Origin of the sequence: Simiaoa sp., assembly GCF_051972595.1 — a bacterium.
Classification (GTDB): domain Bacteria; phylum Bacillota; class Clostridia; order Lachnospirales; family Lachnospiraceae; genus Acetatifactor; species Acetatifactor hominis.
The window spans coordinates 1-21,687 of sequence record NZ_JBOKRY010000049.1 but is presented as its reverse complement, the minus strand read 5'-3'; the positions used below and the strand labels follow the sequence as shown (position 1 = coordinate 21,687).

Annotated in this window: 16 protein-coding genes; 15 read left to right on the top strand and 1 reads right to left on the bottom strand. The window is 49.1% G+C overall.

Going from position 1 to position 21,687, the window contains the following annotated elements; genetic code table 11:
• The 10 genes from ACTRDR_RS13280 to ACTRDR_RS13235 all read left to right on the top strand — a co-directional run.
• On the top strand, nt 1-401 hold a 401-nt coding region (locus tag ACTRDR_RS13280), incomplete at its 5' end, for an LPXTG cell wall anchor domain-containing protein (RefSeq protein ID WP_440528045.1).
• 50 nt (nt 402-451) lie between these two features.
• A complete protein-coding gene (locus ACTRDR_RS13275; RefSeq protein WP_440528043.1) occupies nt 452-1,018 on the top strand; it encodes a CAP domain-containing protein in 567 nt (188 codons plus the stop codon).
• A 225-nt stretch (nt 1,019-1,243) separates the two neighbouring features.
• A complete protein-coding gene (locus tag ACTRDR_RS13270; RefSeq protein ID WP_440528041.1) occupies nt 1,244-3,271 on the top strand; it encodes a methyl-accepting chemotaxis protein in 2,028 nt (675 codons plus the stop codon).
• A gap of 40 nt (nt 3,272-3,311) precedes the next feature.
• On the top strand, nt 3,312-6,026 hold the full coding sequence (locus ACTRDR_RS13265) for a cation-translocating P-type ATPase (protein WP_440528039.1): 2,715 nt from the start codon (nt 3,312-3,314) through the stop codon (nt 6,024-6,026).
• 72 nt (nt 6,027-6,098) lie between these two features.
• Nucleotides 6,099-6,938, top strand: coding sequence for a glycerophosphodiester phosphodiesterase family protein (locus ACTRDR_RS13260; RefSeq protein ID WP_176862683.1), 840 nt, complete (start codon nt 6,099-6,101; stop codon nt 6,936-6,938).
• A 33-nt stretch (nt 6,939-6,971) separates the two neighbouring features.
• Nucleotides 6,972-8,306 carry a diguanylate cyclase domain-containing protein gene (locus tag ACTRDR_RS13255; protein WP_176862685.1) on the top strand — a complete coding sequence of 445 codons (1,335 nt, stop codon included), beginning with the start codon at nt 6,972-6,974 and terminating at the stop codon, nt 8,304-8,306.
• 27 nt (nt 8,307-8,333) lie between these two features.
• Entirely contained in the window at nt 8,334-9,041 is a 708-nt protein-coding gene (locus tag ACTRDR_RS13250) for a LytR/AlgR family response regulator transcription factor (protein WP_440528036.1), read from the top strand.
• On the top strand, nt 9,038-10,324 hold the full coding sequence (locus tag ACTRDR_RS13245; protein WP_440528034.1) for a sensor histidine kinase: 1,287 nt from the start codon (nt 9,038-9,040) through the stop codon (nt 10,322-10,324). The genes ACTRDR_RS13250 and ACTRDR_RS13245 overlap by 4 nt, the downstream gene beginning before the upstream one ends.
• A 104-nt stretch (nt 10,325-10,428) precedes the next feature.
• Entirely contained in the window at nt 10,429-11,031 is a 603-nt protein-coding gene (locus ACTRDR_RS13240; RefSeq protein ID WP_176862691.1) for a DUF3793 family protein, read from the top strand.
• A gap of 36 nt (nt 11,032-11,067) precedes the next feature.
• Complete coding sequence (locus ACTRDR_RS13235) at nt 11,068-11,499, top strand: flavodoxin (RefSeq protein ID WP_022154529.1); 432 nt, start codon at nt 11,068-11,070, stop codon at nt 11,497-11,499.
• A gap of 80 nt (nt 11,500-11,579) precedes the next feature.
• Here ACTRDR_RS13235 and ACTRDR_RS13230 read toward each other — a convergent pair whose 3' ends face one another.
• Nucleotides 11,580-13,865: a hypothetical protein gene (locus ACTRDR_RS13230; RefSeq protein ID WP_440528032.1), complete on the bottom strand. Its 2,286-nt coding sequence runs from the start codon at nt 13,863-13,865 to the stop codon at nt 11,580-11,582.
• A gap of 188 nt (nt 13,866-14,053) precedes the next feature.
• Between ACTRDR_RS13230 and ACTRDR_RS13225 the strand changes: the two genes are divergently transcribed.
• The 5 genes from ACTRDR_RS13225 (at nt 14,054) to ACTRDR_RS13205 (ending at nt 21,015) form a co-directional block, all read left to right on the top strand.
• Nucleotides 14,054-14,527 (top strand): hypothetical protein, encoded by a 474-nt coding sequence (locus tag ACTRDR_RS13225; protein WP_440528030.1) that lies wholly within the window; start codon nt 14,054-14,056, stop codon nt 14,525-14,527.
• A 24-nt stretch (nt 14,528-14,551) separates the two neighbouring features.
• Nucleotides 14,552-15,136, top strand: coding sequence for a TetR family transcriptional regulator (locus ACTRDR_RS13220; protein WP_176862697.1), 585 nt, complete (start codon nt 14,552-14,554; stop codon nt 15,134-15,136).
• 81 nt (nt 15,137-15,217) lie between these two features.
• A complete protein-coding gene (locus ACTRDR_RS13215; RefSeq protein ID WP_440528028.1) occupies nt 15,218-16,147 on the top strand; it encodes a M14 family metallopeptidase in 930 nt (309 codons plus the stop codon).
• 7 nt (nt 16,148-16,154) lie between these two features.
• Nucleotides 16,155-17,090, top strand: coding sequence for a succinylglutamate desuccinylase/aspartoacylase domain-containing protein (locus ACTRDR_RS13210; protein ID WP_176862701.1), 936 nt, complete (start codon nt 16,155-16,157; stop codon nt 17,088-17,090).
• 127 nt (nt 17,091-17,217) lie between these two features.
• A complete protein-coding gene (locus tag ACTRDR_RS13205) occupies nt 17,218-21,015 on the top strand; it encodes a phosphoribosylformylglycinamidine synthase (RefSeq protein WP_440528026.1) in 3,798 nt (1,265 codons plus the stop codon).
• Nucleotides 21,016-21,687 lie beyond the last annotated feature (672 nt).

Genomic DNA, 21,687 nt, shown 5'->3' with positions numbered 1-21,687 from the left:
CAACACCTACGGCAACGCCTACGGCAACACCTACGGCAACGCCTACGGCAACACCTACGGCAACGCCTACGGCAACACCGTCGACCACTCCTGACAACAACCCGACACCTACTCCGACTCCGGGCGCTCCGGATACGACGCCAACCCCGGATGATCCCGGCACCCCTGACGATCCCGGTACCCCTGCGGATCCTGTAACACCCGAGACACCGCAAGTACTTGGTGCGAGACGCCGCAGAATGGTGACGATCGAGGATGATCCGACACCTTTGGCAGACAGAGCAGTCCTCGGAGCATCGAGACGACCGCAGACCGGCGATGCTTCCGATGCATGGAATCTTGGTTTTGCCTTGTCCTTGACAGGCCTGGGAGCATGGCTTATCCTTAAGAAGAAGCAATAAGAACAGTAATGACATATATTTACCATAAATTCATGAAAGAGGGTAAACAAATGAAAAAAAGATGGATGAGTCTGATTCTGACAGTAATCATGATGCTTAGTCTGGCAGGCTGTGGCAGGAATGCAGATCTGTCCTCTGTCAGCCGTGATCCGGCGGACAGTGACGGAACCGTATGGTTCGATGAAGAGGCGGTGGCGCTGGCAGGATCTGTACAGAGAGCCGGCATGAGCGAAGCAGAGATTGCACGTGCAAATGAACTTCGCACCATGGCAACCGATGCACTGGCACTGGTGAATGCGAAGAGAACAGAGAATGGACTTGCGGAGCTTACCTGGAGCAACGGACTGGAGTCCTGCGCTATGGTAAGAGCACAGGAAGCTGCTTCCAAATTCTCGCATACCAGACCGAACGGCAGAGACTGGTATACCGTGAACAGTGAACTGATGTGGGGTGAGAACCTGGCGAAGGGATATGATTCCGCACAGAGCGTGGTAGATGCCTGGATGGCTTCTCCCACCCATGCAGCGAATATCCTGGCAGGCGATTTTACGACCTGCAGCATTGCTGTCTATGAGACAGGTGGAAAACTGTATTTTGCACAGGAATTTGGCTATTGATCAGAAAAGTTTCTGCCTGAGGGGATAGAGAGATATAAATCAACAGACAAAACAGGGAAAGAGTTGATATTTTTTGGAATATTAACTCTTTTTTTGCACTCATAAGGTAGTAAAAAGGTTTGGGAAATGTTATAATGTTGATACAACAGTAGTGTTAGCAACATTGCAGAAAAATGCCGGCTTGAGAAGGTGGAGAGACATCTCGCCGGAGAAAAGAGGTACATTATGAGTGCAAAAACTACACAGAAGGGACAAAAGCGTCAGACCAATGGTAAGACCACGATCCGCGAGCGGCTGCAGAAGGCAATCCGGCGGCTGGTATTGCTATCGATCGTATCATTGGTCATTGTGTCTATGATCATGAATCTGTCAGGTACCCTGAGCAGACTGAAGGCTGATATGCAGGAGATCGCAAAGCTTTCAGCGGACCGGATCCGTCAGGAGTTAATGGTATCAGAGACTATTGTATCTGAGCTGGGATGCAGCTATCAGCTTTCCGCGGCTACATTTACACCGGCGCAGAAGCAGGAGTATATTAATCAGCGTGTGCAAGCTTATGGAATGGTCAGGGGGAAGCTGATCGGAAGTAATGGTATCTGTGCCGCTGACGGAACGGATTACAATGAGCGCGAGTATTTTAAACGGTCCATGCAGGGAGAAGTGGTGGTATCGGATCCCGTGATCTCCAAGACAGATGGAAAACTCAGCGTGATCATATCTGCACCCGTCTATGAAGGCGGAGATAAAGATGGTGAGATCATCGGCGTGGTATTCGTAGTACCGGATCCGGAGTTCTTAAATGATATATGCGCAGCCATTTCTATCAGTGAGCATTCCGGATGCTACCTGCTGGGGTCTACGGGTACTACGATCGCACATAGTGATTCCGCCATTGCCCAGGAGCAGAAAAATAATATTGAATTGTCACAGACAGACAGCTCACTGAAGGGAATTGCTAAAATAGAGCAACAGATGCTTAAGGGTGAGACAGGATACGGAACCTATTTTAGAAAAGGTGCTTATACATTACAGGCGTATGCCCCGATTGAAGGTACTAACGGCTGGATGGTGGCAGTAGATGCACCGGTTACGGATTTCCTGGGTTCCGTTGTGATAGGCATTATCATAGGTGCTGCGATCGGTGTGATCGCAGTGGCATACAGCATTTACAAGGCAAAACAGATCGGACAGCGTATCGGGGATCCGGTGGCACAGTGCACAGACAGAATACAGCTGTTAGCACAGGGTGATCTGCATACTCCGGCACCGAAGGTAGAGACCGGCGATGAGTTGCAGATACTTGCGGAGGCTACAGCCAGCCTTTCCGATAATTTGCAGCAGGTAATCGGTGATACGGACTATCTGTTGGGAGAAATGTCTGAGGGCAATTTTGCAATCGTAAGTAATTGCAGGGAAGCCTACATAGGAGATTTCAGCGGATTGCTGGAGTCTATCCGCAAGCTGAATCATAAGCTCAGTGAGACACTGGGTGAGATCAAAAATGCGGTAAGCCAGGTGTCTGCCGGCGCGGGGCAGATGGCGGATGCCGCACAGGGACTGGCAGAGGGTGCTACAGATCAGGCCGGTTCCGTGGAGGAACTTCAGGCGACCATTACGAATGTCACTGAGATCGTGGAGAAAAATGCCAAGGCTCTCGGAGCATCTTATGAGAAGGCAATGGAATATCAGCAACAGGCCAGAACCAGTGGAGAAGAGATGAAGGGACTGACCGATGCCATGCAGCGGATCAATGAGACTTCCAAGCAGATCAGTGATATTATCGGCGAGATCGAGGATATCGCATCCCAGACGAATCTGTTGTCCCTGAATGCAGCAATTGAAGCTGCCAGAGCGGGGGAAGCCGGAAGAGGTTTCGCCGTGGTGGCTGAACAGATCCGGAAGCTTGCGGATGACAGTGCACAGTCCGCGGTACATACCAGGGAACTGATCGAGACCTCGCTGCAGGAGATCGAAAAAGGAAATCAGATCACAGATAAAACGGCGGAAGCTTTGCAGAAAGTGGTGGAAGGTATCGAGGATCTGGCGAACGAGTCCAAGAAAGCCATGGAAGAATCCCATGCACAGGCAGATGCTATGGTCCAGATCGAACAGGGCATCGAGCAGATATCTACTGTAGTACAGAACAACTCCGCTACCGCAGAGGAGACTTCCGCTACCAGTGAAGAACTGTCTGCGCAGGCGACCAACATGAACGAACTGACAGATGCTTTCCAGTTAAGAAGCGAGAAATAATCAGTGACTGTTATCATCAAGCCGGACATTTCCGCATACAATGCATAGAAACAAGCATTGGAGAGCAGCCGTGTTCGAGAAGCAGAATATACAGGAAACCGTAAGTAAACTAAATAGTGACACAGTGAAAGGTCTTACCGAAGGTGAGGCCTTTCGTCGTTTGCAGCAAAATGGCAGAAACGAGATGAGAGCTGCGCGGAAAAAGACAAAGATACAGCTTTTTCTGGAACAGTTGAAGGATCCACTGATCTACATATTATTGATTGCGGCGGTGGTATCCATTCTTCTGGGAGAAATCAGTGATGCCGTGATCATCGGTACGGTGGTCCTGGTAAATGCGTTGGTGGGAATGCTCCAGGAGGGAAAAGCTAAAAAAGCGCTGGAAGCGTTAAAAAAACTTACCACTCCACGGACCATTGTGATCCGGGACGGCATCCGAAGAGAGATCCCCGCGGCGGAACTGGTGACGGGAGATCTGGTGGATCTCGAGGCGGGGGCGCAGGTTCCGGCGGATATCAGACTGACCAGAAGTGCGAATCTTCAGGTGGAAGAATCCGCTCTCACCGGAGAATCCGTCCCGGTGGAGAAAGATGCTCTTTTTCTGGCTGACTGCCGGCAGGAGATTCCATTAACCGAACAGGTCAATATGGTCTATATGTCCACAGTAGTGACGAACGGTCATGGGGAAGGGCTGGTGGTAGCCACCGGCATGGATACGGAGATCGGCAGGATCGCTTCCATGATCACGGATACGGAAGATGAGATGACACCATTGCAGAAGCGGCTGGGAGATCTGGGGAAGCTGTTGAGCATTCTCTCTCTGGGGTTGTGCGCCGGATTATTTCTGTTGGCAGTATTTCAGCATAGAAATATTCCGGAGATGCTTCTGGTGGCAATCTCGCTTGCGGTTGCAGCAGTACCGGAGGGGCTGCCGGCAGTAGTTACGATCTGTCTGGCCCTGTCAGTGACAAGAATGGTCAAAGTGCACACTATTATTCGAAGACTCCCTTCGGTGGAGACACTGGGAGCGGTCAGTGTGGTCTGTTCGGATAAGACAGGGACACTTACCCAGAACCGGCTCACCGTGGAGAAATGCTGGTGGTACGACATAATGGAGGATGTCACGGGAACAGGTGGCAGAGGGGAACACCGCATTCTGCCGGAGCTGTTAAGAGGGATGCTTTTGTGCAATGATGCTTCATTGCAGGGCGGGCAGCGTGTCGGAGATCCAACGGAACTGGCACTTTTAGACTTCGGAGCGAAATACGGTCTGCAGAGAGAACGTCTGGATCGGCAGTATCCGCGCTTGGATGAGATTCCCTTTGATTCCGATCGGAAAATGATGACGACCTGTCATAGGCTTCCCGGTGGCAGATCCGCGGGAAGGATTGCTTATACCAAAGGAGCTCCGGATGTGATCTTGCAGCACTGTACTCATATTTTACAGGAAGGAAGGAGCGTTCCTATGACTCCCGCACAGCGGAAGCGGATCAGTGAGGTTGTGGAACTGATGAATTCCCTCTCTCTTCGTACACTGGCAGCGGCACAGAGTGAAGACATCAGAGGTGGGGAAGAGGGAATGGCGTTCCTTGGTATTGTGGGAATGCGGGATCCCGCCAGACCGGAGGCCGGGGAAGCTGTGGAAATCTTCCGCCATGCGGGGGTGACCACAGTGATGATCACGGGAGATCATGTGGATACCGCCTATGCCATTGCCAGACAGCTGGGGATTGCGGGACACCGCAGCCAGTGTATTACAGGCAGAGAACTGGACCGGCTGGATGACACTTCCTTTTTAAAGAGAATTAAGGACTTAAGGGTCTATGCAAGAGTCACGCCCTCACAGAAGGTACGGATCGTGAAAGGGTTACAGTTAAGCGGGGAGATCGTGGCAATGACCGGCGACGGGGTCAATGATGCCCCATCCTTAAAAGCGGCGGACATAGGTGTCGCTATGGGAACCGGAGTGGATGTTGCCAAACAGGCGGCGGATATGATTCTTACGGATGATAACTTTGCCACCATTGAAAAAGCCATCGAGGAAGGCAGGGGTGTCTATGAGAATATCCGGAAGTCGGTGATTTTTCTGCTATCGTCCAACCTGGGAGAACTGATGACCATGTTTGTGGCGGTGGCAATAGGGCTGGCATCCCCGTTAAAATCCAGTCATATCCTCTGGATCAATCTGATCACGGATTCTCTTCCGGCACTGGCGTTGGGAGTGGATAAAAATGACGGCAAAAGCCTGATGCGCTGCCCACCCCGAAAAGCATCGGAGAGTCTGTTTGCCCGAGGAGGAATAGCATGTACGCTGTTCTATGGGGCATTGATCACCGTGATCGGACTGGCGGCATTTCTGGTGCTTCCCTGCGGGATCCTGGCAGCGGAAGGGGAACTTGTGAGCAATCCGTTTACCTGGGTGGAGCGCCTCAGAGAACTGATGTCCCGGGAACAGATACTGTCGAAATCCCAAACCTATGCATTTACTGTGCTGGGAATGTGCCAGCTGTATCATGCCATCGGCATGCGTGATGTACAGAAGTCCGTATTTGCCATGCACCCCTGGGATAATCTGCTGATGGTGGCAGCATGTATCATTGGTTTCATCCTGCAGTTTGCGGTGACGGAGATCCCATTTCTCATCAGGGCTTTCGGTACCTCGCATCTGTCGGGACAGGAGTGGCTTCTTCTAAGTGTACTGGCAGCATTCCCACTGTTTGCCCATGAGGTGATAGTGTTGTTTACAAAAAATTAACAAAATCCTCGTATGGAGTTTATTGTCAATTGTTACAATAAAATTGACCTTAAACTATCATGGGAGGGCAAAATGATGAAAACGATCCGGAAAACAGCAATTGTTATGCTTTTGTGCGTTTATTTCCTGACTTATGGCGTATTGCCGCAGGTAGAGGCAGGAAAAGATACTCCCGTGATCGTGGTGGCACACCGGGCAGGAGCAAAGGTGGCCCCGGAGAATACGCTCGCAGCACTAAAGCAGGCAATCCGTGATGGAGCCCCCATCGCCGAGATCGATGTACAGCAGTTATCCGACGGGACCCTGATCGTGATGCATGACAGCAATTTCAAGCGTACTGCGGGCGAGGATGTCTGTGTGTGGGATGCGGAGGCGGACGTGCTATCAGCACTGGAAGTGGGAAGTGCATTTTCCGCAGCATACAGAGGAGAACAGATCCCGACACTGGAAGAGATGCTTGCCTGTGCCGGGGGGCGGATCACATTGATGATCGAATTAAAATACACCGGGCAGGAGCAGGAACTGGAAGAGAACGTTCTTGCGCTGCTTCAGGAGTATGATATGATGGACGAATGCATCATAGGATCCATGAATAAGGGAATCCTGCAGAGAGTAAGGGAACTGGAACCGGACATCTCCACGGTATATATTGCCCATGATCTGGGTGAGGATGACTATGATCTGGATTATGCGGACAGCTATAGTATCGAAGGGAAAAATCTTACAACAGACATGGTGGAAGCCATCCATTACGAAGGAAAATATGTATATGGTTGGACAGCCAACACCTCCGGTGCCATGCGGCAGATCGTGAATAGCGGAGCGGATGGCATTGTCACGGACGATGTGCGTCTGTTACAGACATTTTTGAGAGAAAATACTTGTCGCAAAGCGTTTGAAAGTGTATACTAATTAATTAAGTATGGGGGATGAAAGAGGTTAGACATGGGAAAGATATGGGAACTTTTTGAACATCTGGATGAGTATGTGTATGTATCGGATCCGGAGACCAATCAATTAGTATATATGAATCAAAAAGCTCTGAAGAGTTATGGCTTTCGGAGTAAGGAAGAGATTGTCGGGTTAAAGTGCTATGAGGTATTACAAGGAAATTCTGCTCCCTGCAGTATCTGCAATAATGAGCAGCTCAGACCCGGCTATTTTAAGGAATGGGAATATTACAATCCGGTGGTAAAAACGGATTTTCGCATCAAGGATACCCTGGTGGAAGACGATGGCAGAATGCTGCGCATGGAGATTGCCATTGGCTGTGGGCATTCCGGGGACAGGGAAACCTCTATGGATTACCATAAAATGGAAGCAGCAATGAATCAGGCGATCCGTGTTGCACTCAGACAGGAAACTCCGGATCAGACTTTGGAGGTATTGCTGGAGCTTCTCGGAAAAACGATGGAGGCAGACCGTACCTATATTTTTGAAAAAAATGATCATGGTCATGATGATAATACATATGAGTGGGCAGCCAGAGGCGTGACACCGGAAAAGGATAATCTGCAGGATCTGCCTCCGGAGGTTTGTGACCAGTGGTATCAGAAGTTCGCGGGGTATCAGAATATTGTGACAGAGAACCTGAGCGAGATCCAGGATACAGATCCCGAGATGTATGAAGTACTGTCGAGACAGAATATTCATTCATTAGTAGTCGTACCATTATATGATGATGAAAAAGTGATCGGCTTCTATGGAGTGGATAACCCTCCGGCAAAATATATCGATTTTGCATCGGAGATCCTGCAGATCATGGGACATTTTATTGTATCTTCTATAAGACGACGTAATCTTGTGAGAAAACTGGAAATCATGAGCTATACGGATTCGCTGACCGGATTTGGGAACCGTTATGCCATGGAAAAATATGTGTCGGGGATTCTTCCTCAGACGAAGATCGGTGTGGTATATTGTGATGTTACCGGTCTGAAGCGTGTCAATGATGAAAAAGGGCATTCTAAAGGAGATCAATTGATCCTCAGAGCTTGTGACTGCCTGAAGAGAACCTTGAAGGAATTCGAACTGTTCCGCATCGGTGGAGATGAATTCGTAGCTCTGTGCAGAGGCATGGAGGAGGGAGAGCTGTACCGTGAAGTAGAGGAACTGCGGGCAGAATTGGATCGGGAGCATGTCACCATGGCGGTCGGTGCCGCAGTGAATACGCTGGGGGCAGTCGGATTTGATCATCTCCTGACAGAACCGGAGAGACGAATGTATCAGGACAAGGCGGAATATTATAGGCAGAGCGGATTGAACCGTAGAAGACAGTAATTCCACATATAATCATGGGAGAACCGGATGAAAATAGCGGTATGTGATGATGACAAAAATTGTCTGGATAGTATAAAACGGTTACTTGCCGAATATCCCGGGATCAGCAGAATAGAATATTATCAGGAACTGTCACAGTTGTCGGAAGCGCTGGAAAACGGCACGACATATGATCTTGTGTTGATGGATATTGAATGGGAAGGCAATGAGCAGGATGGGATAACGTATGCGGCGCAATATAATGTACATAGTCCACAGACCTGGTTTATTTTTGTGACGGCGTATAATGACAAATTCTCCCAAAAAATTTTTTGGGAGAAAGTAAATCTCTGCGGTTTTCTGGTAAAACCGGTCAAAAAGGAAAATCTGGAAAAGCTATTGGAAAAAGTCAGAGAAAAAATATTCAGTAGCGATGCACTGATCCTGCAGCATGGTGGGATTACAGAGAAAATTGCAAACAGTCAGATCCGGTATCTGGAGAGCAATGCACATCAATTGCTGATACATACGATATCCGGAGAAATCTCGGTATATGAGAAGCTGGATGTCTATGAAAAAAAGCTGCACAAGGATTTTTTACGGGTACATAAAAGTTTTTTAGTGAATATGCAGTATATCCGCAGGATTGAGATGAAGGAGGTTACCATGCAGGACGGGACGGTACTTCCTGTCAGCAAGACCAGATACAGTGCGTCCAGAGATAAATATTTTCGCTATATAAGGGCAATGCTATGATATGTTATATGATGTGTATTCTGTTGTGGATTGCTTATCTGTGGCTGGATTGTATGGTGGTGGGGTATGCATTTGAACCGCGTAAGGAGAATGTCGGACAGACAAGCATCATCCTGGGCCTGATGGCAGCACAGTTGCCGACGGCGGCAGTAAAATTTTTGTTTAATGATCATGTGATGATCCGTTATGGTGCTATGATAGTGGTCGGTATCGTCACAGTTGTATATGCAGCTGTATTTCTGAAGGGAACCTTAGGACAGAAGGTTCTGTTTATGCTATGCGAATATCTGACAGCGTTGCTGGCGGAAATGCTCAGTATCGGTATTTTGAACAAGTATATGGAGCAAAAGCCACAATTGTCTTACTATACACCGACAATGGTATTGCTGTTATCGGTAGTATTGACAGTGACAGCCATATTTTTTCTGATTTTTCTGGTCGTATGGAAGAAAATTGTCGAAAAAGAATCATTTGACGTCAGTATTATTATTGTGTTCAGTGTATTTCCTGTCAGCCAGCTGCTTATGATCACTGCGATCAATGAGCAGGTATTCCGGAATATGACGCTGTATACCGGGTGGATACTGGCAGCGGCCATACTGGGCTCCGTTGCAGACGGTGTGCTGTTGTATACCCTGCTTAGGCAGCAGCAGCTGCAGGAGCTGAAGCTTCGGCTCAGCGAGGTACAGAGTACCTGGGAAATTGCCGAGAATCACTATCATGAGATTGAAAACAGGCGGGAAGAATTCGCCAAGATCCGGCATGACATGCGCAACCAGCAGATGGTACTGCAGGAGCTGCTGCATCAAGGGGAATATGAGAAGGCGGAAAAAATGCTGGAGACATTGACCGATACGGTGGCGGCTACGACGGAATACATCTATTGCGGTGACCCTGTATTCAATGCCATCATGGGGGAGACCGAGAAGACTTGCCGGGAGAAAAGGATCGCCTTTAAATACGATCTGGAGATTCCCCAAAAGCTGAAGCTGGATCCGGTGGCAATCTGCAGTATACTGTCAAACCTGACTAGAAATGCTGTGGCAGCAGCGGAAATGACGGAGAGAGAAGAAGCGTTTTTGTCCGTAAAGGCGGCAGTAAAAGGGGACTATCTGCATATCTGCGTGGAGAATAGCAGAGCAAAAAAGCTTCCCGGAAGGCCGGGGAGAAAAGGTTACGGTCTGGAGATCCTGCATGATCTGGTGGAACGCAATCACGGACAGATCGATGTACAGCCCGGCGAAGGAAGCTTCCGGGTGGATGTTACCGTAGAGAATTTTTGAGAATTTCTATCAGGCAGTTTCCTTGACAGGAGCTGCTTTTTTATTTATTATTTATATGAGTTAGGAGCAACTAACCAAAACAATATACAGGAGGTGAGCAATTTTTGAGTCAGGAAACATGGGAGATCCTGTGCGGAATGAAAACAGACGATGTGGAATTGCAGCTGGCATTGCAGTGCGCACCGCTTATTACAGGACTTAAAATATCCAATCTGCTGACGATTTCATCGGACGGCTTTTGTCTGGTAGAGAAGATCATCTCAGGAAGCTTTATTTCCATGTATCCGTTATTGGAAACGGAAGAAAAAACAGTCATACTGCTGTATCAAAAGGAACGGCTGGAGAAATATCTGCGAATGATGCAGGTACAGAAGCTGCTGACAGAGGAAGGGTATCCTTCCTGTCTGCTGGAAGATATTCTGCCGGTCTTGTGCGAAAAGTATGAGGCTTATGTAGAAACCAAAAATGATTTTCCCCATGAGCTGGGGTTACTTTTGGGGTATCCACCGGAGGATGTGGAAGGATTCATCAGACACCGTGGGAAAAATTGCCTCTGTACCGGGTACTGGAAGGTATATGCGGATAAAGAGAGGAAACTGCGGCTTTTTGAAAAATATGAATATGCAAAGGAAAATTTGATTCAGCTGCTGCATTATGGATTAAAAATGACGGAGATCATAGAGATCTGCGGAAGTACAGCAGCATAAAAGGAACAAAAAGTGCGGAAAACGGAGGAAAATGAAATGGATAAGATTTATGTAGTATTTTGGACACAGGGCGGCAATACCCAGGCAATGGCGGAAGCCATCGGAGAGGGAATCCGGGAGGCTGGAAAAGAAGCGGAAGTAGTATTCGTGACAGGAGCGGATATAGAAGCACTGAAGGCGGCACCCAAATTTGCTCTGGGATGTCCGGCCATGGGCGCAGAGGTGCTGGAAGAAGCGGAGATGGAACCCTTTGTATGCGATGTAGAAGGCTTTGCTTCCGGGAAAAAGATTGCGCTGTTCGGTTCTTACGGATGGGGAGACGGTGAGTGGATGAGAGACTGGACCACCCGCATGGAAGCAGCGGGAGCAACGGTGTTAAACGGCGAAGGACTGATCTGCCATGAAACTCCGGATGAGGACGGATTGAATGCATGCAGGGAACTGGGCAGACAGCTGGCTGATGCATAATGGTAATGTGAGAACATAAAATACAGCACATAGAAAAAGGATTCGACATGCGAGATGCCGGATCCTTTTTGCTGTCGGAATTAAGATTTTTTACTGCCGCTGATATAATAGCGCTCCTGCTCCACGGTCTCGGGAACCGGGATGTTGCCATTTTGCAGCTTACGGGTCAACACATCCAGATGATGCAGTCCCTGTGCCACCTTGATCTTACGACGGTCTAAAAGCTCGCTATACAGCGGATTCTGTGCAAGTGTATTGCAGATATCCTCCGGGAACGGGCAATAGGTGAACATGATCTGACGGGCCACCTTGTTCAGCCTCGGGGATCCGGCACCTTCGAACAATACCCAGATCATATAATCTCTTACGAACATTTCTTTGAAACTATTCTTGGCACGCTGTAAGCTGGATTTCACTTTCTCCTTGGCTTCAGTGCTCAGATCATGGTTCTTACGGTAGAACTGGATATAATCGAAATATTCGCTGGTCAGGGAACTTACGGAGACATCGTTCCAACGGTTGCCCTGGACTCTCTTGCACAGTTCCCAACGGAATTCTCCGGTGAGATGGGTGAAAGTAGTCTTCAGATCCTCCATGTGGAAAATGGAGAATACCATACGTCCCGGACTGTTCCGGCGCTTGCCTTCGATCTCCTGCCACATGACACCGCGGATGCCGACATTTGGCATGAGGATGATATCCGGCAGGTATTCTAAATGTATCGTTTCTTTGCCCATGACATCTAAGTGCGCCATATCCAGACTTTCCCGGTAGAAAGCGGTGTAATCCACCAGACGGATCTCTTCGAGGATCTGTGACACGCGGGATACGGTGACATAGGAGCTTTCCAGATCTTTCAGCACATCATCCGCACAGAACAGTGGACAGAATGTGGTGATCCGTCCGAAAGTGATCTTGTTGACCTGTGGGAACATATTCTTAAGCTCGTAATTGACCTTTGCCATAGCATTGTTCTCCAGGGCTTTCAACTCCGCATCGGTAATGTTACCGCCCACTTTCTGTTTATGGATATAATCGGAGTAATCCTGGTCAAATTCGTTCCGGCTGGGGGATTTCTGTCCGCGGAAGATAGCCATTAGCCAGTCATAAAAAGTGTAGACTCCGGCAGTACTGTGGTCGGTCATGGTTTCCGCCAGACGATACAGGGTCACTGCATTTTTCAGACCTGCCAGTTCCTCATCCACATAGCCGAAATATAAAAACATCCGCACCGGCATGGGAATATCCGGCTGTTCCAGTGTCTGGGTGAACAGGAGCGAATACAGCAGATAGAATTCTTCGGTCAGCTGTCTGCGAAGCAGGGCGACTTCCTGATCCTGGGAACTGCGGTCGGAGAGCTGCTTATAGGCATGTACATGCTGACGGAAGCTGGATATGGTATCTAAGTCCGGCCCGGCATATTCTAAGATCGTGTTCAGGGATCCGGCGAGCTTGCCTAAGATCTCGGAGTCTCCGCCATCTGCGGCCTCAGAGGAATCCGCAGATCCCATGAGATCTAAGCTGCTTTGGAAACTCTGGGATCTGGAGGCGAACAGATCCTGATCGATATACGACAGATCCCCTGCCTTAGAGAGCATACGATGGATCCGGTCATAGACGATCTGGCTGTCTTCATTGCCCTGTCCCAGTTTATAATAAAGTGAAGTATAGAAATCAAACAGATCGTTGCCGGATTCCCGGAAATAAAAAGAGCCCACCTGCTGTAAATAATGGAACTGCTCCTCCAGACTCTGATAGGTACGCCTGAAGTCCAGGCTTCCCTTACGCAGCATGCCAATGGAAAGATCCGCTTCCTGCACCATGATCCGGTAGTTGTCCGAAGCCAGAATATGGCTTAAACCCATGTAATATCCGTTCAGCCAGATATCCGGAGAATCGTCCCCGAGGAAAGCGTTTAGCTTATCGAAATGCTCCAGGGAGCGTGCGGGCAGGCGGTAGCGGTCGCACAGGGTGTTGTAAGTGGCAATGTCATCGGTCAGTGTGCGGTAGAGCTCACTGCAGTTTAACTCAGAGATAGAGCTGCGGTTTAACAAAATGTTGATCTGTCGGAAGCAGGACAATAAAAAAAGCCTTGCCACATCAGGATGCTTCTGCAGAATATCATTCAGAGAATCCAGACTGGTCAGGGGGTAGGTGAGGATAGTGGTATCCTCAGCAGTTACATAGCTGAGCAGATGAATCTCAGAGCAGATCTCACAGATACCGATCACATCGCCCTTGCCCAGCGGATAAGAACCGCCGGGGTAAGATACATTTACCTTACCGTTCGTGATCAGATGCAGTGCGGTCATAGGTTGCCCGTAGCTATATATCGTTTTACCCTTTTCCAGTACAATTCCAGCCATTTCATTACCTCGTCTTAATTCGGGATCTTTATATTAATCAATTATACACCATAATACCAACAATTTTCTACTGTACTTTTGATAGAAATGTGATAAAATAAAACTACATATGTGTCACTTTTACATCAGTATGTGAAAAAAGTGATGTTTTCGGCAGAAAACGGTACATGGAAAGGTATGTTGGGGTTATGGAACAGAGCATTGAATACAGAGAGCAGTTGTTGGAATCTTATAAGCAGGCGGTGAGACCGTTACTTCCTTATTTGCCGTGGCTTGAGCAGAATGCGGGTAAGAGAGCCAGTTCTATATACAGTGGGCAGGATATCGGAGTTCATTCCGTGTCATTCCCGGTATATGACGGAACGCTTTTGAACTTCGTGCGGGAAGCAGGGAAGAGCCCTTTGATGGATCGCAATTATGCATATGTATATACCAGACATCGGATCCGTACCCATCAGGACGAGAGAAATATGATTAAAAAAGCCGGCTGGCAAGAATGGAACATCTTAAGAGGCATTCTGTCGAAGTATGTCTTAGGCGGCAGAACCAAGGGGAATCTGTGGAGTGAAGCGGTATCGGAGCAGATTTTTTACCTGGTCATCAGACAGATGCAGGAAATTATAGAATTTTGGGATAAATCACCGGAAAACGGTAAGATCTGAGAGGGGAAAGGCAGGACAAGGTTCATGGGAGAAAAATCAGTACAGAAAAAGCGGTACATTGTAGAAAAAGCCAGAGATGTGTTTATGGAGAAGGGCTTTAAAAAAGTAACAATGAAGGATATTGTGGAAGCCTGCGATATCAGCCGCGGAGGTCTTTATCTGTATTTTGAGAATACAAGTCAGATATTTATGGAAGTGCTGCGCATGGAGAGTGAAGAGGCGGATGATGTATTTTCCGACAGCATTACGGAGGATGCTACCGCAGCGGATATTCTTCTTCTGTTTTTAAAGGAGCAGAAAAAGGAGCTTCTCCGCAAAAAAAATACTCTGACACAGGCAACCTATGAATTTTATTTTGAAAACGATCTGCCCAAGCGGGATAACATTCTGAAGAAGCAGTTTGATTCCGCAGTGAAGATCATAGAGAAATTGATCGAAGCCGGAGTGGACAACGGTGAATTTTTGTGTGAGGACTGTGAAGGAACCGCAAGAAATATCATGTTTGTCCTGGAAGGGCTGAAGATCTCGGCGCAGACTATCGGTGTGACAGCGGAGGCAGTGGATCGTGAGATCCTGTATCTGTTGCGTGGATTAGGTGTGGAAGAATAAGCAGACAACGGTTGATGATGCTTCAGGGAAGATTTCCTGGAGCATTTTCGCTGTAAAGGAAGGGAAGCAGAGAGGTAAGTTATGATAGAATCGATCATCAGTATGGAACTTCCGGCAGGAGGGCATCTGGCGGTCCGCAGGAACCGGATCTGTCCAAAGCAGGAGACGAAACAGTGCCGCCGGATCAGCCTGGTCTCCGGTATCCACGGAGATGAACTGGAAGGGCAGTATATCTGTTATGAGACGGCGAGAAGAGTAAAGGAGCATCCGGAATATCTGAAAGGGATCGTGGACATCTATCCGGCATTGAATCCATTAGGAATCGATATGGCGAGCCGCACGGTGCCAAGACTGGATATGGACATGAACCGTATGTTCCCGGGAGATGCTTCGGGGGATATGATGGAGCGGATCACTGCAGCAGTGGTGGATTCCATCATCGGATCGGATATCTGCATGGATCTGCATGCCAGTGATATTTTTGTGCGGGAGATCCCCCAGGTACGACTCAGCGAGGATTTCGCCGAAGCCCTGCTTCCCTATGCAAAAATGACCAACGCAGATATGATCTGGATGAATGCCTCTGCCACGGTGCACGAATCCACCCTGGCGCATTCCCTGAATCTGCTGGGCGTTCCTACCCTGGTACTGGAAATGGGGCAGGGGCATGATATCCACAGATCCTTCGGCAATCAGATCGTGGACGGGATTTTCCACATCATGAGTGAGATGGGCATCTGGGAGGGACCGGAACCAGTAGTACAGGAGCCTGCGGTATCCAGTGATGGCGAAGTGGAATTTATCCGTAGCGCAGTGGACGGTGTGTTCCTGCCGTTGATCGAGCACAACCATTATGTGAAAAAGGGAGATCTGATCGGGGAGGTAGTAGACCCGTTTGAGGGCACGGTAAAACGGCAGATCCGCACCGAACGGGGAGGACTTCTGTTTACATTGCGGGCATACCCGGTGGTCTATGAAGGAGACCTGCTGGCGCGAATCCTGACGGAGTGAGAAAATTATGTTTGAAAGAGATATTTATACCATACATTCGACGTACAGAGAAGATATGCATATAAAGGGCTTCCAGTTCGGCAAGGGGGAAAAGTCGGCATGTATCGTGGGGGCGGCGAGAGGTAACGAGATCCAGCAGATGTATATCTGTTCCCAACTGGTGAAGACATTGCGGGAGTTGGAGAATAACGGCTGCATCAGTGCCGGAAAACAGATTCTGGTGATCCCAACCATCAATGCCTATTCCGTGAACATCAGCAGGCGTTTTTTCGGCGTTAAGGAAGCAGACATTAACCGGAGTTTTCCGGGCAATGATTATGGGGAACCGGCTGACCGGCTGACCAATGCACTGCTTACAGAGATCAAAGATTACGTATACGGCATCCAGTTTACGTCCTTCTACAGACCGGGAGAATTTGTACCTCATGTGCGTATGATGGAGACGGGATACCAGAATACTTCTCTGGCAAATCTGTTCGGACTTCCCTATGTGGTGGTGCGCAAGCCGATCCCGATTGACACGAAGACATTAAATTATAACTGGCAGGATGAGATGACGGCAGCATTTTCCGTCTATACAAACCAGAACAGCCAGATTGATGAGGCGAGCGCAAGGCAGGCGGTGGCAGCGGTCTTACGATTCTTAAAGCGGATGGGACTGATCCGGTATGAGAGCCATTCCGGCTATATCAGTCATGTATTATATGAAAAGGATTTAAGCGATGTACATACGAACCGTGCTGGAATTTTTCGGGGAAAGGTACATGCGGGAGATGATGTACGCTACGGTAATGAGATGGCAGAGATCATAGATCCTTACGACGGATCTGTGCGGGAGACCATTCTGGCACCCACCGACGGCATCGTATTTTTTGCCCATACGGAGGCACTGATCAGCGAGAAGGATATTGCCTATCGGCTGATCCACAGACTGCACGAATGACGAACCGCTCAAAAAGGCAGGTAAAATCGATCTAAATTTGTTGTTTTCTGCTATTGTGGGAAAAAAGCTATAATGGTATGATACTATTCAGAGTCATGTTAATTAAAAACTTTATCGGAGGAGAGACATGAGCAACGTAAGACGTATCTATGTAGAGAAAAAGGAGCCTTATGCTGTCAAGGCAAAAGAGCTGCACGACGAACTGAAAAATTATCTGGGCATCGATGTGGCGAAGGTTCGCGAATTTATCCGCTATGATGTGGAGAATATTTCGGATGAGGTATTTGCAAGAGCCTGCAAGACCGTATTTTCCGAGCCTCCCGTAGATGATCTGTATGAGGAGACGATTGAGATCCCTGCGGACGCAAAAGTATTTTCCGTAGAGTTCCTTCCCGGACAGTTCGATCAGAGAGCGGATTCTGCAGTGCAGTGCGTGAAGTTCTTAAAAGAGGACGAAGAACCTGTGATCCGTACCGCTGTGACCTATATGATCGAAGGACAGGTGTCCGACGAAGAATTTTCCAAGATCAAATCTTACTGTATCAACCCTGTGGATTCCAGAGAGACCGACATGGAGAAGCCGGATACTCTGATCACGGTGTATGATGATCCTGCTGATGTTGCCGTGTTCGATGGCTTCAGAGATATGGATGAGAGCAGCTTAAAGGCTCTGTACGAATCTCTGGGACTTGCCATGACCTTCAAAGATTTTAAACATATTCAGAATTATTTCCACGATGATGAGAAGAGAGATCCTTCCATGACGGAGATCCGTGTACTGGATACCTATTGGTCCGATCACTGCCGCCATACCACTTTTTCCACTGAACTGACCGACGTGGAATTCGGTGAGGGTTATTATCGTTCTCCCTTAGAGACCACTTACCAGAGCTATCTGGATACCAGAGAAGAAATCTTTAAGGGCAGAGAGGACAAGTTCGTCTGCCTCATGGACCTGGCGCTGATGGCAATGCGGAAGTTGAAAAAAGACGGCAAACTTGACGACATGGAAGAATCCGATGAGATCAATGCCTGCTCCGTAGTGGTTCCCGTGGAGATGGATTACGGCGACCACAGAGAGACTGAAGAGTGGCTGGTATTTTTCAAGAACGAGACCCACAACCATCCTACTGAGATCGAGCCTTTCGGTGGCGCTGCCACCTGCTTGGGCGGTGCTATCCGTGATCCTCTGTCCGGTCGTGGCTATGTATATCAGGCAATGCGTGTTACCGGTGCGGCAGATCCTACCGTTCCTGTATCCGAGACATTGCACGGCAAGCTGTCCCAGAAGAAGCTGGTAAGAGGTGCAGCCAGCGGTTATTCCTCTTACGGTAACCAGATTGGTCTGGCTACCGGATTTGTAAAAGAAATCTATCATCCTTCTTATGTGGCAAAGCGCATGGAGATCGGTGCTGTTATGGGCGCTGCTCCCCGCAAAAACGTCATCCGTGAGACCTCCGATCCCGGTGATATCATCATTCTCCTCGGCGGACGTACCGGACGTGACGGCTGCGGCGGTGCTACCGGATCCTCCAAGGTACATACCGATACCTCCATTGAGACCTGTGGTGCCGAGGTACAAAAAGGTAATGCACCTACCGAGCGTAAGATTCAGAGACTGTTCCGCCGTGAGGAAGTCAGCCGTCTGATTAAGAAATGTAACGATTTCGGTGCCGGCGGTGTCTCCGTTGCCATCGGTGAGCTGGCAGACGGTCTGACCGTAGATCTGGACAAGGTGCCCAAAAAGTACGCCGGACTGGACGGCACGGAACTTGCCATCTCTGAGTCCCAGGAGCGCATGGCAGTGGTTGTAGATCCTAAGGATGTGGATACCTTCTTAGGCTATGCCAAGGAAGAAAACTTAGAGGCTGTTCCCGTGGCAGTGGTTACCGAGGAGCCGAGACTGGTACTGAACTGGAGAGGCAAGCCTATCGTAGACCTGAAGAGAGCTTTCTTAGATACCAACGGTGCGCACCAGGAGACCAAAGTAAAAGTAGATATTCCTTCCGAAGAAGAGAATTATTTCGATAAATGGGCTGTTCCCGCAGTAGGCGAGAAGCTGGAAGAGGGCGACGTGAAGGGTGCCTGGGTGGCACTGTTAAACGACCTCAATGTATGTTCCCAGAAGGGTCTGGTGGAGATGTTTGACTCATCCATCGGTGCCGGCAGCGTACTGATGCCTTACGGCGGAAAATATCAGCTGACCGAGACCCAGACCATGGTAGCCAAGCTGCCCGTACTGGAAGGCAAGACCGATACCGTGACCATGATGAGCTACGGCTTCGATCCTTACCTGTCCTCCTGGAGCCCTTATCACGGAGCTGTCTATGCAGTGACAGAGTCCATGGCGAAGATCGTGGCTTCCGGCGGTGATTTCAGTAAGATCCGTTTCACCTTCCAGGAGTACTTCCGCAGAATGACCGGTGATCCCGAGCGTTGGAGCCAGCCTTTCGCAGCACTCTTAGGTGCTTACGATGCACAGATCGGTTTCGGTCTGCCCTCCATCGGCGGTAAGGACAGTATGTCCGGTACCTTCAATGACATTGATGTACCGCCCACACTGGTATCTTTTGCAGTGGATGTGGCGAAATCCGGTGACATCGTCACTCCGGAACTGAAGACACCCGGCAACAAGCTGGTGCGCTTCTCCATTGATAAAGACGATTTCGACATTCCCATGTATGAGAATGTGGCAGAATTATATGGCAAGATTCACGAGCTGACCGAGAACGGCACCATCGTATCCGCATATGCTTTGGATTCCAAGGGTGTGGCAGCAGCTGTATCCAAGATGGCATTCGGTAACAAGCTGGGTGTAAAGATCGATGATGAGGTCACCACAGACGACCTGTTCGACAACGGACTGGGCGATATCCTGGCAGAGATTCCCGCAGACAAACTGCCTGCACTGGAAGAGAAGGAACTGGATTACACTGTCATCGGTACCGTGACCGAGGAACCTGCATTCGTATACGGTGATGCGAAGATCACCATGGATGAGGCACTTGCTTCCTGGACCTCCAAGTTAGAGAAGGTATTCCCCACCAAGGCAGTGAAGGGTACCGAGGCAGTGGCAAGTGATGTCTACAAGGCAGACAGTATTTATGTATGTAAACACAAGGTTGCAAAGCCTACCGTATTCATTCCGGTATTCCCCGGAACCAACTGCGAATACGACAGCACCAAGGCATTTGAGCGTGCCGGAGCTCATGTGGAGACAAGAGTATTCCGCAATCTGACCGCAGAGGATATCCGTGAATCCGTAGAGGAATTCGAGAAGTCTATCGCACAGGCGCAGATCATCATGTTCCCCGGTGGCTTCTCCGCAGGTGATGAGCCTGACGGAAGTGCGAAGTTCTTCGCAACCGCATTCCAGAATGCGAAGCTGAAGGAAGCTGTCATGAAGCTGTTAAATGAGAGAGACGGTCTGGCACTGGGAATCTGTAACGGATTCCAGGCACTGATCAAGCTGGGGCTGGTTCCTTACGGCGAGATCACCGGTCAGAAGGAGGATTCTCCTACCCTGACCTTCAACACCATCAACCGTCACATATCCAAGATGGTATACACAAAGGTTGTATCCAACAAGTCTCCCTGGTTACAAGGAGCTGTGCTTGGTGCCACCTACTGCAATCCCGCATCTCACGGTGAGGGACGTTTCGTAGCACCGAAGGAGTGGATCGACAAGCTCTTCGCAAACGGACAGGTTGCTACCCAGTACGCTGACCAGAACGGCAACGTATCCATGGATGAGGAGTACAACATCAACGGCTCTTACTGTGCAATCGAGGGTATCACATCCCCCGACGGCAGATGCTTCGGTAAGATGGCACATTCTGAGAGAAGAGATACTGCGGTAGCCATGAATATCTATGGCGAGCAGGATATGAAGATCTTCGAGTCCGGTGTGCAGTATTTTAAATAAATTGAGAGTTACGAGCCATGCAAAAATAGAACGGAATACCTCGGTGGGAGCTTGCTCACACAAGAGGTTATTTCGTTCTATTTTTATACCGTGCGTCCAATGGACACACTCGACAGCCGTCAATGAAATAAATGTGGAGCGTCCTTTGCGACACATTTATGAATTGAATGCATGGCTCGTAACGTAGGGTTGCCGTAGACCCGGCGAACGCCGCGAAGAGAAATGCGATTGGCAGCGCCTTTTGCTGACAATCTTATGAATAGCGTGGCTCATTGCGGAGAACTGCCAATAAATGTGGAGCGCCCTTTGCGACACATTTATGAATTGAATGCATGGCTCGTAACGTAGGGTTGCCGTAGACCCGGCGAACGCCGCGAAGAGAAATGCGATTGGCAGCGCCTTTTGCTGACAATCTTATGAATAGCGTGGCTCATTGCGGAGAACTGCCAATAAATGTGGAGCGTCTTTTGCGACACATTTATGAATTGAGTGCATGGCTCGTAACGTAGGGTTGCCGTAAACCCCACGAACGCCCACGGCGAACGGAATGTCCTTCCTCGATGTGAGGTCTCCCGGTGGGAATTTTCTTGCGAAAAGTGAGTAGCGGTTCTAATCCATACGGGCACGGCTCCAGTTGCCATCCATGGCAACATCCGCCTGTCGCGAACGTCC

Coding starts and splice junctions, on each gene's coding strand:
- ACTRDR_RS13255 (WP_176862685.1), top strand. CDS start 6,972: ATGGGAAAGATATGGGAACTTTTTGAACATCTGGATGAGTATGTGTAT.
- ACTRDR_RS13265 (WP_440528039.1), top strand. CDS start 3,312: ATGCATAGAAACAAGCATTGGAGAGCAGCCGTGTTCGAGAAGCAGAAT.
- ACTRDR_RS13210 (WP_176862701.1), top strand. CDS start 16,155: ATGTTTGAAAGAGATATTTATACCATACATTCGACGTACAGAGAAGAT.
- ACTRDR_RS13230 (WP_440528032.1), bottom strand. CDS start 13,865: ATGGCTGGAATTGTACTGGAAAAGGGTAAAACGATATATAGCTACGGG.
- ACTRDR_RS13215 (WP_440528028.1), top strand. CDS start 15,218: ATGATAGAATCGATCATCAGTATGGAACTTCCGGCAGGAGGGCATCTG.
- ACTRDR_RS13250 (WP_440528036.1), top strand. CDS start 8,334: ATGAAAATAGCGGTATGTGATGATGACAAAAATTGTCTGGATAGTATA.
- ACTRDR_RS13205 (WP_440528026.1), top strand. CDS start 17,218: ATGAGCAACGTAAGACGTATCTATGTAGAGAAAAAGGAGCCTTATGCT.
- ACTRDR_RS13275 (WP_440528043.1), top strand. CDS start 452: ATGAAAAAAAGATGGATGAGTCTGATTCTGACAGTAATCATGATGCTT.
- ACTRDR_RS13220 (WP_176862697.1), top strand. CDS start 14,552: ATGGGAGAAAAATCAGTACAGAAAAAGCGGTACATTGTAGAAAAAGCC.
- ACTRDR_RS13270 (WP_440528041.1), top strand. CDS start 1,244: ATGAGTGCAAAAACTACACAGAAGGGACAAAAGCGTCAGACCAATGGT.
- ACTRDR_RS13245 (WP_440528034.1), top strand. CDS start 9,038: ATGATATGTTATATGATGTGTATTCTGTTGTGGATTGCTTATCTGTGG.
- ACTRDR_RS13225 (WP_440528030.1), top strand. CDS start 14,054: ATGGAACAGAGCATTGAATACAGAGAGCAGTTGTTGGAATCTTATAAG.
- ACTRDR_RS13235 (WP_022154529.1), top strand. CDS start 11,068: ATGGATAAGATTTATGTAGTATTTTGGACACAGGGCGGCAATACCCAG.
- ACTRDR_RS13260 (WP_176862683.1), top strand. CDS start 6,099: ATGATGAAAACGATCCGGAAAACAGCAATTGTTATGCTTTTGTGCGTT.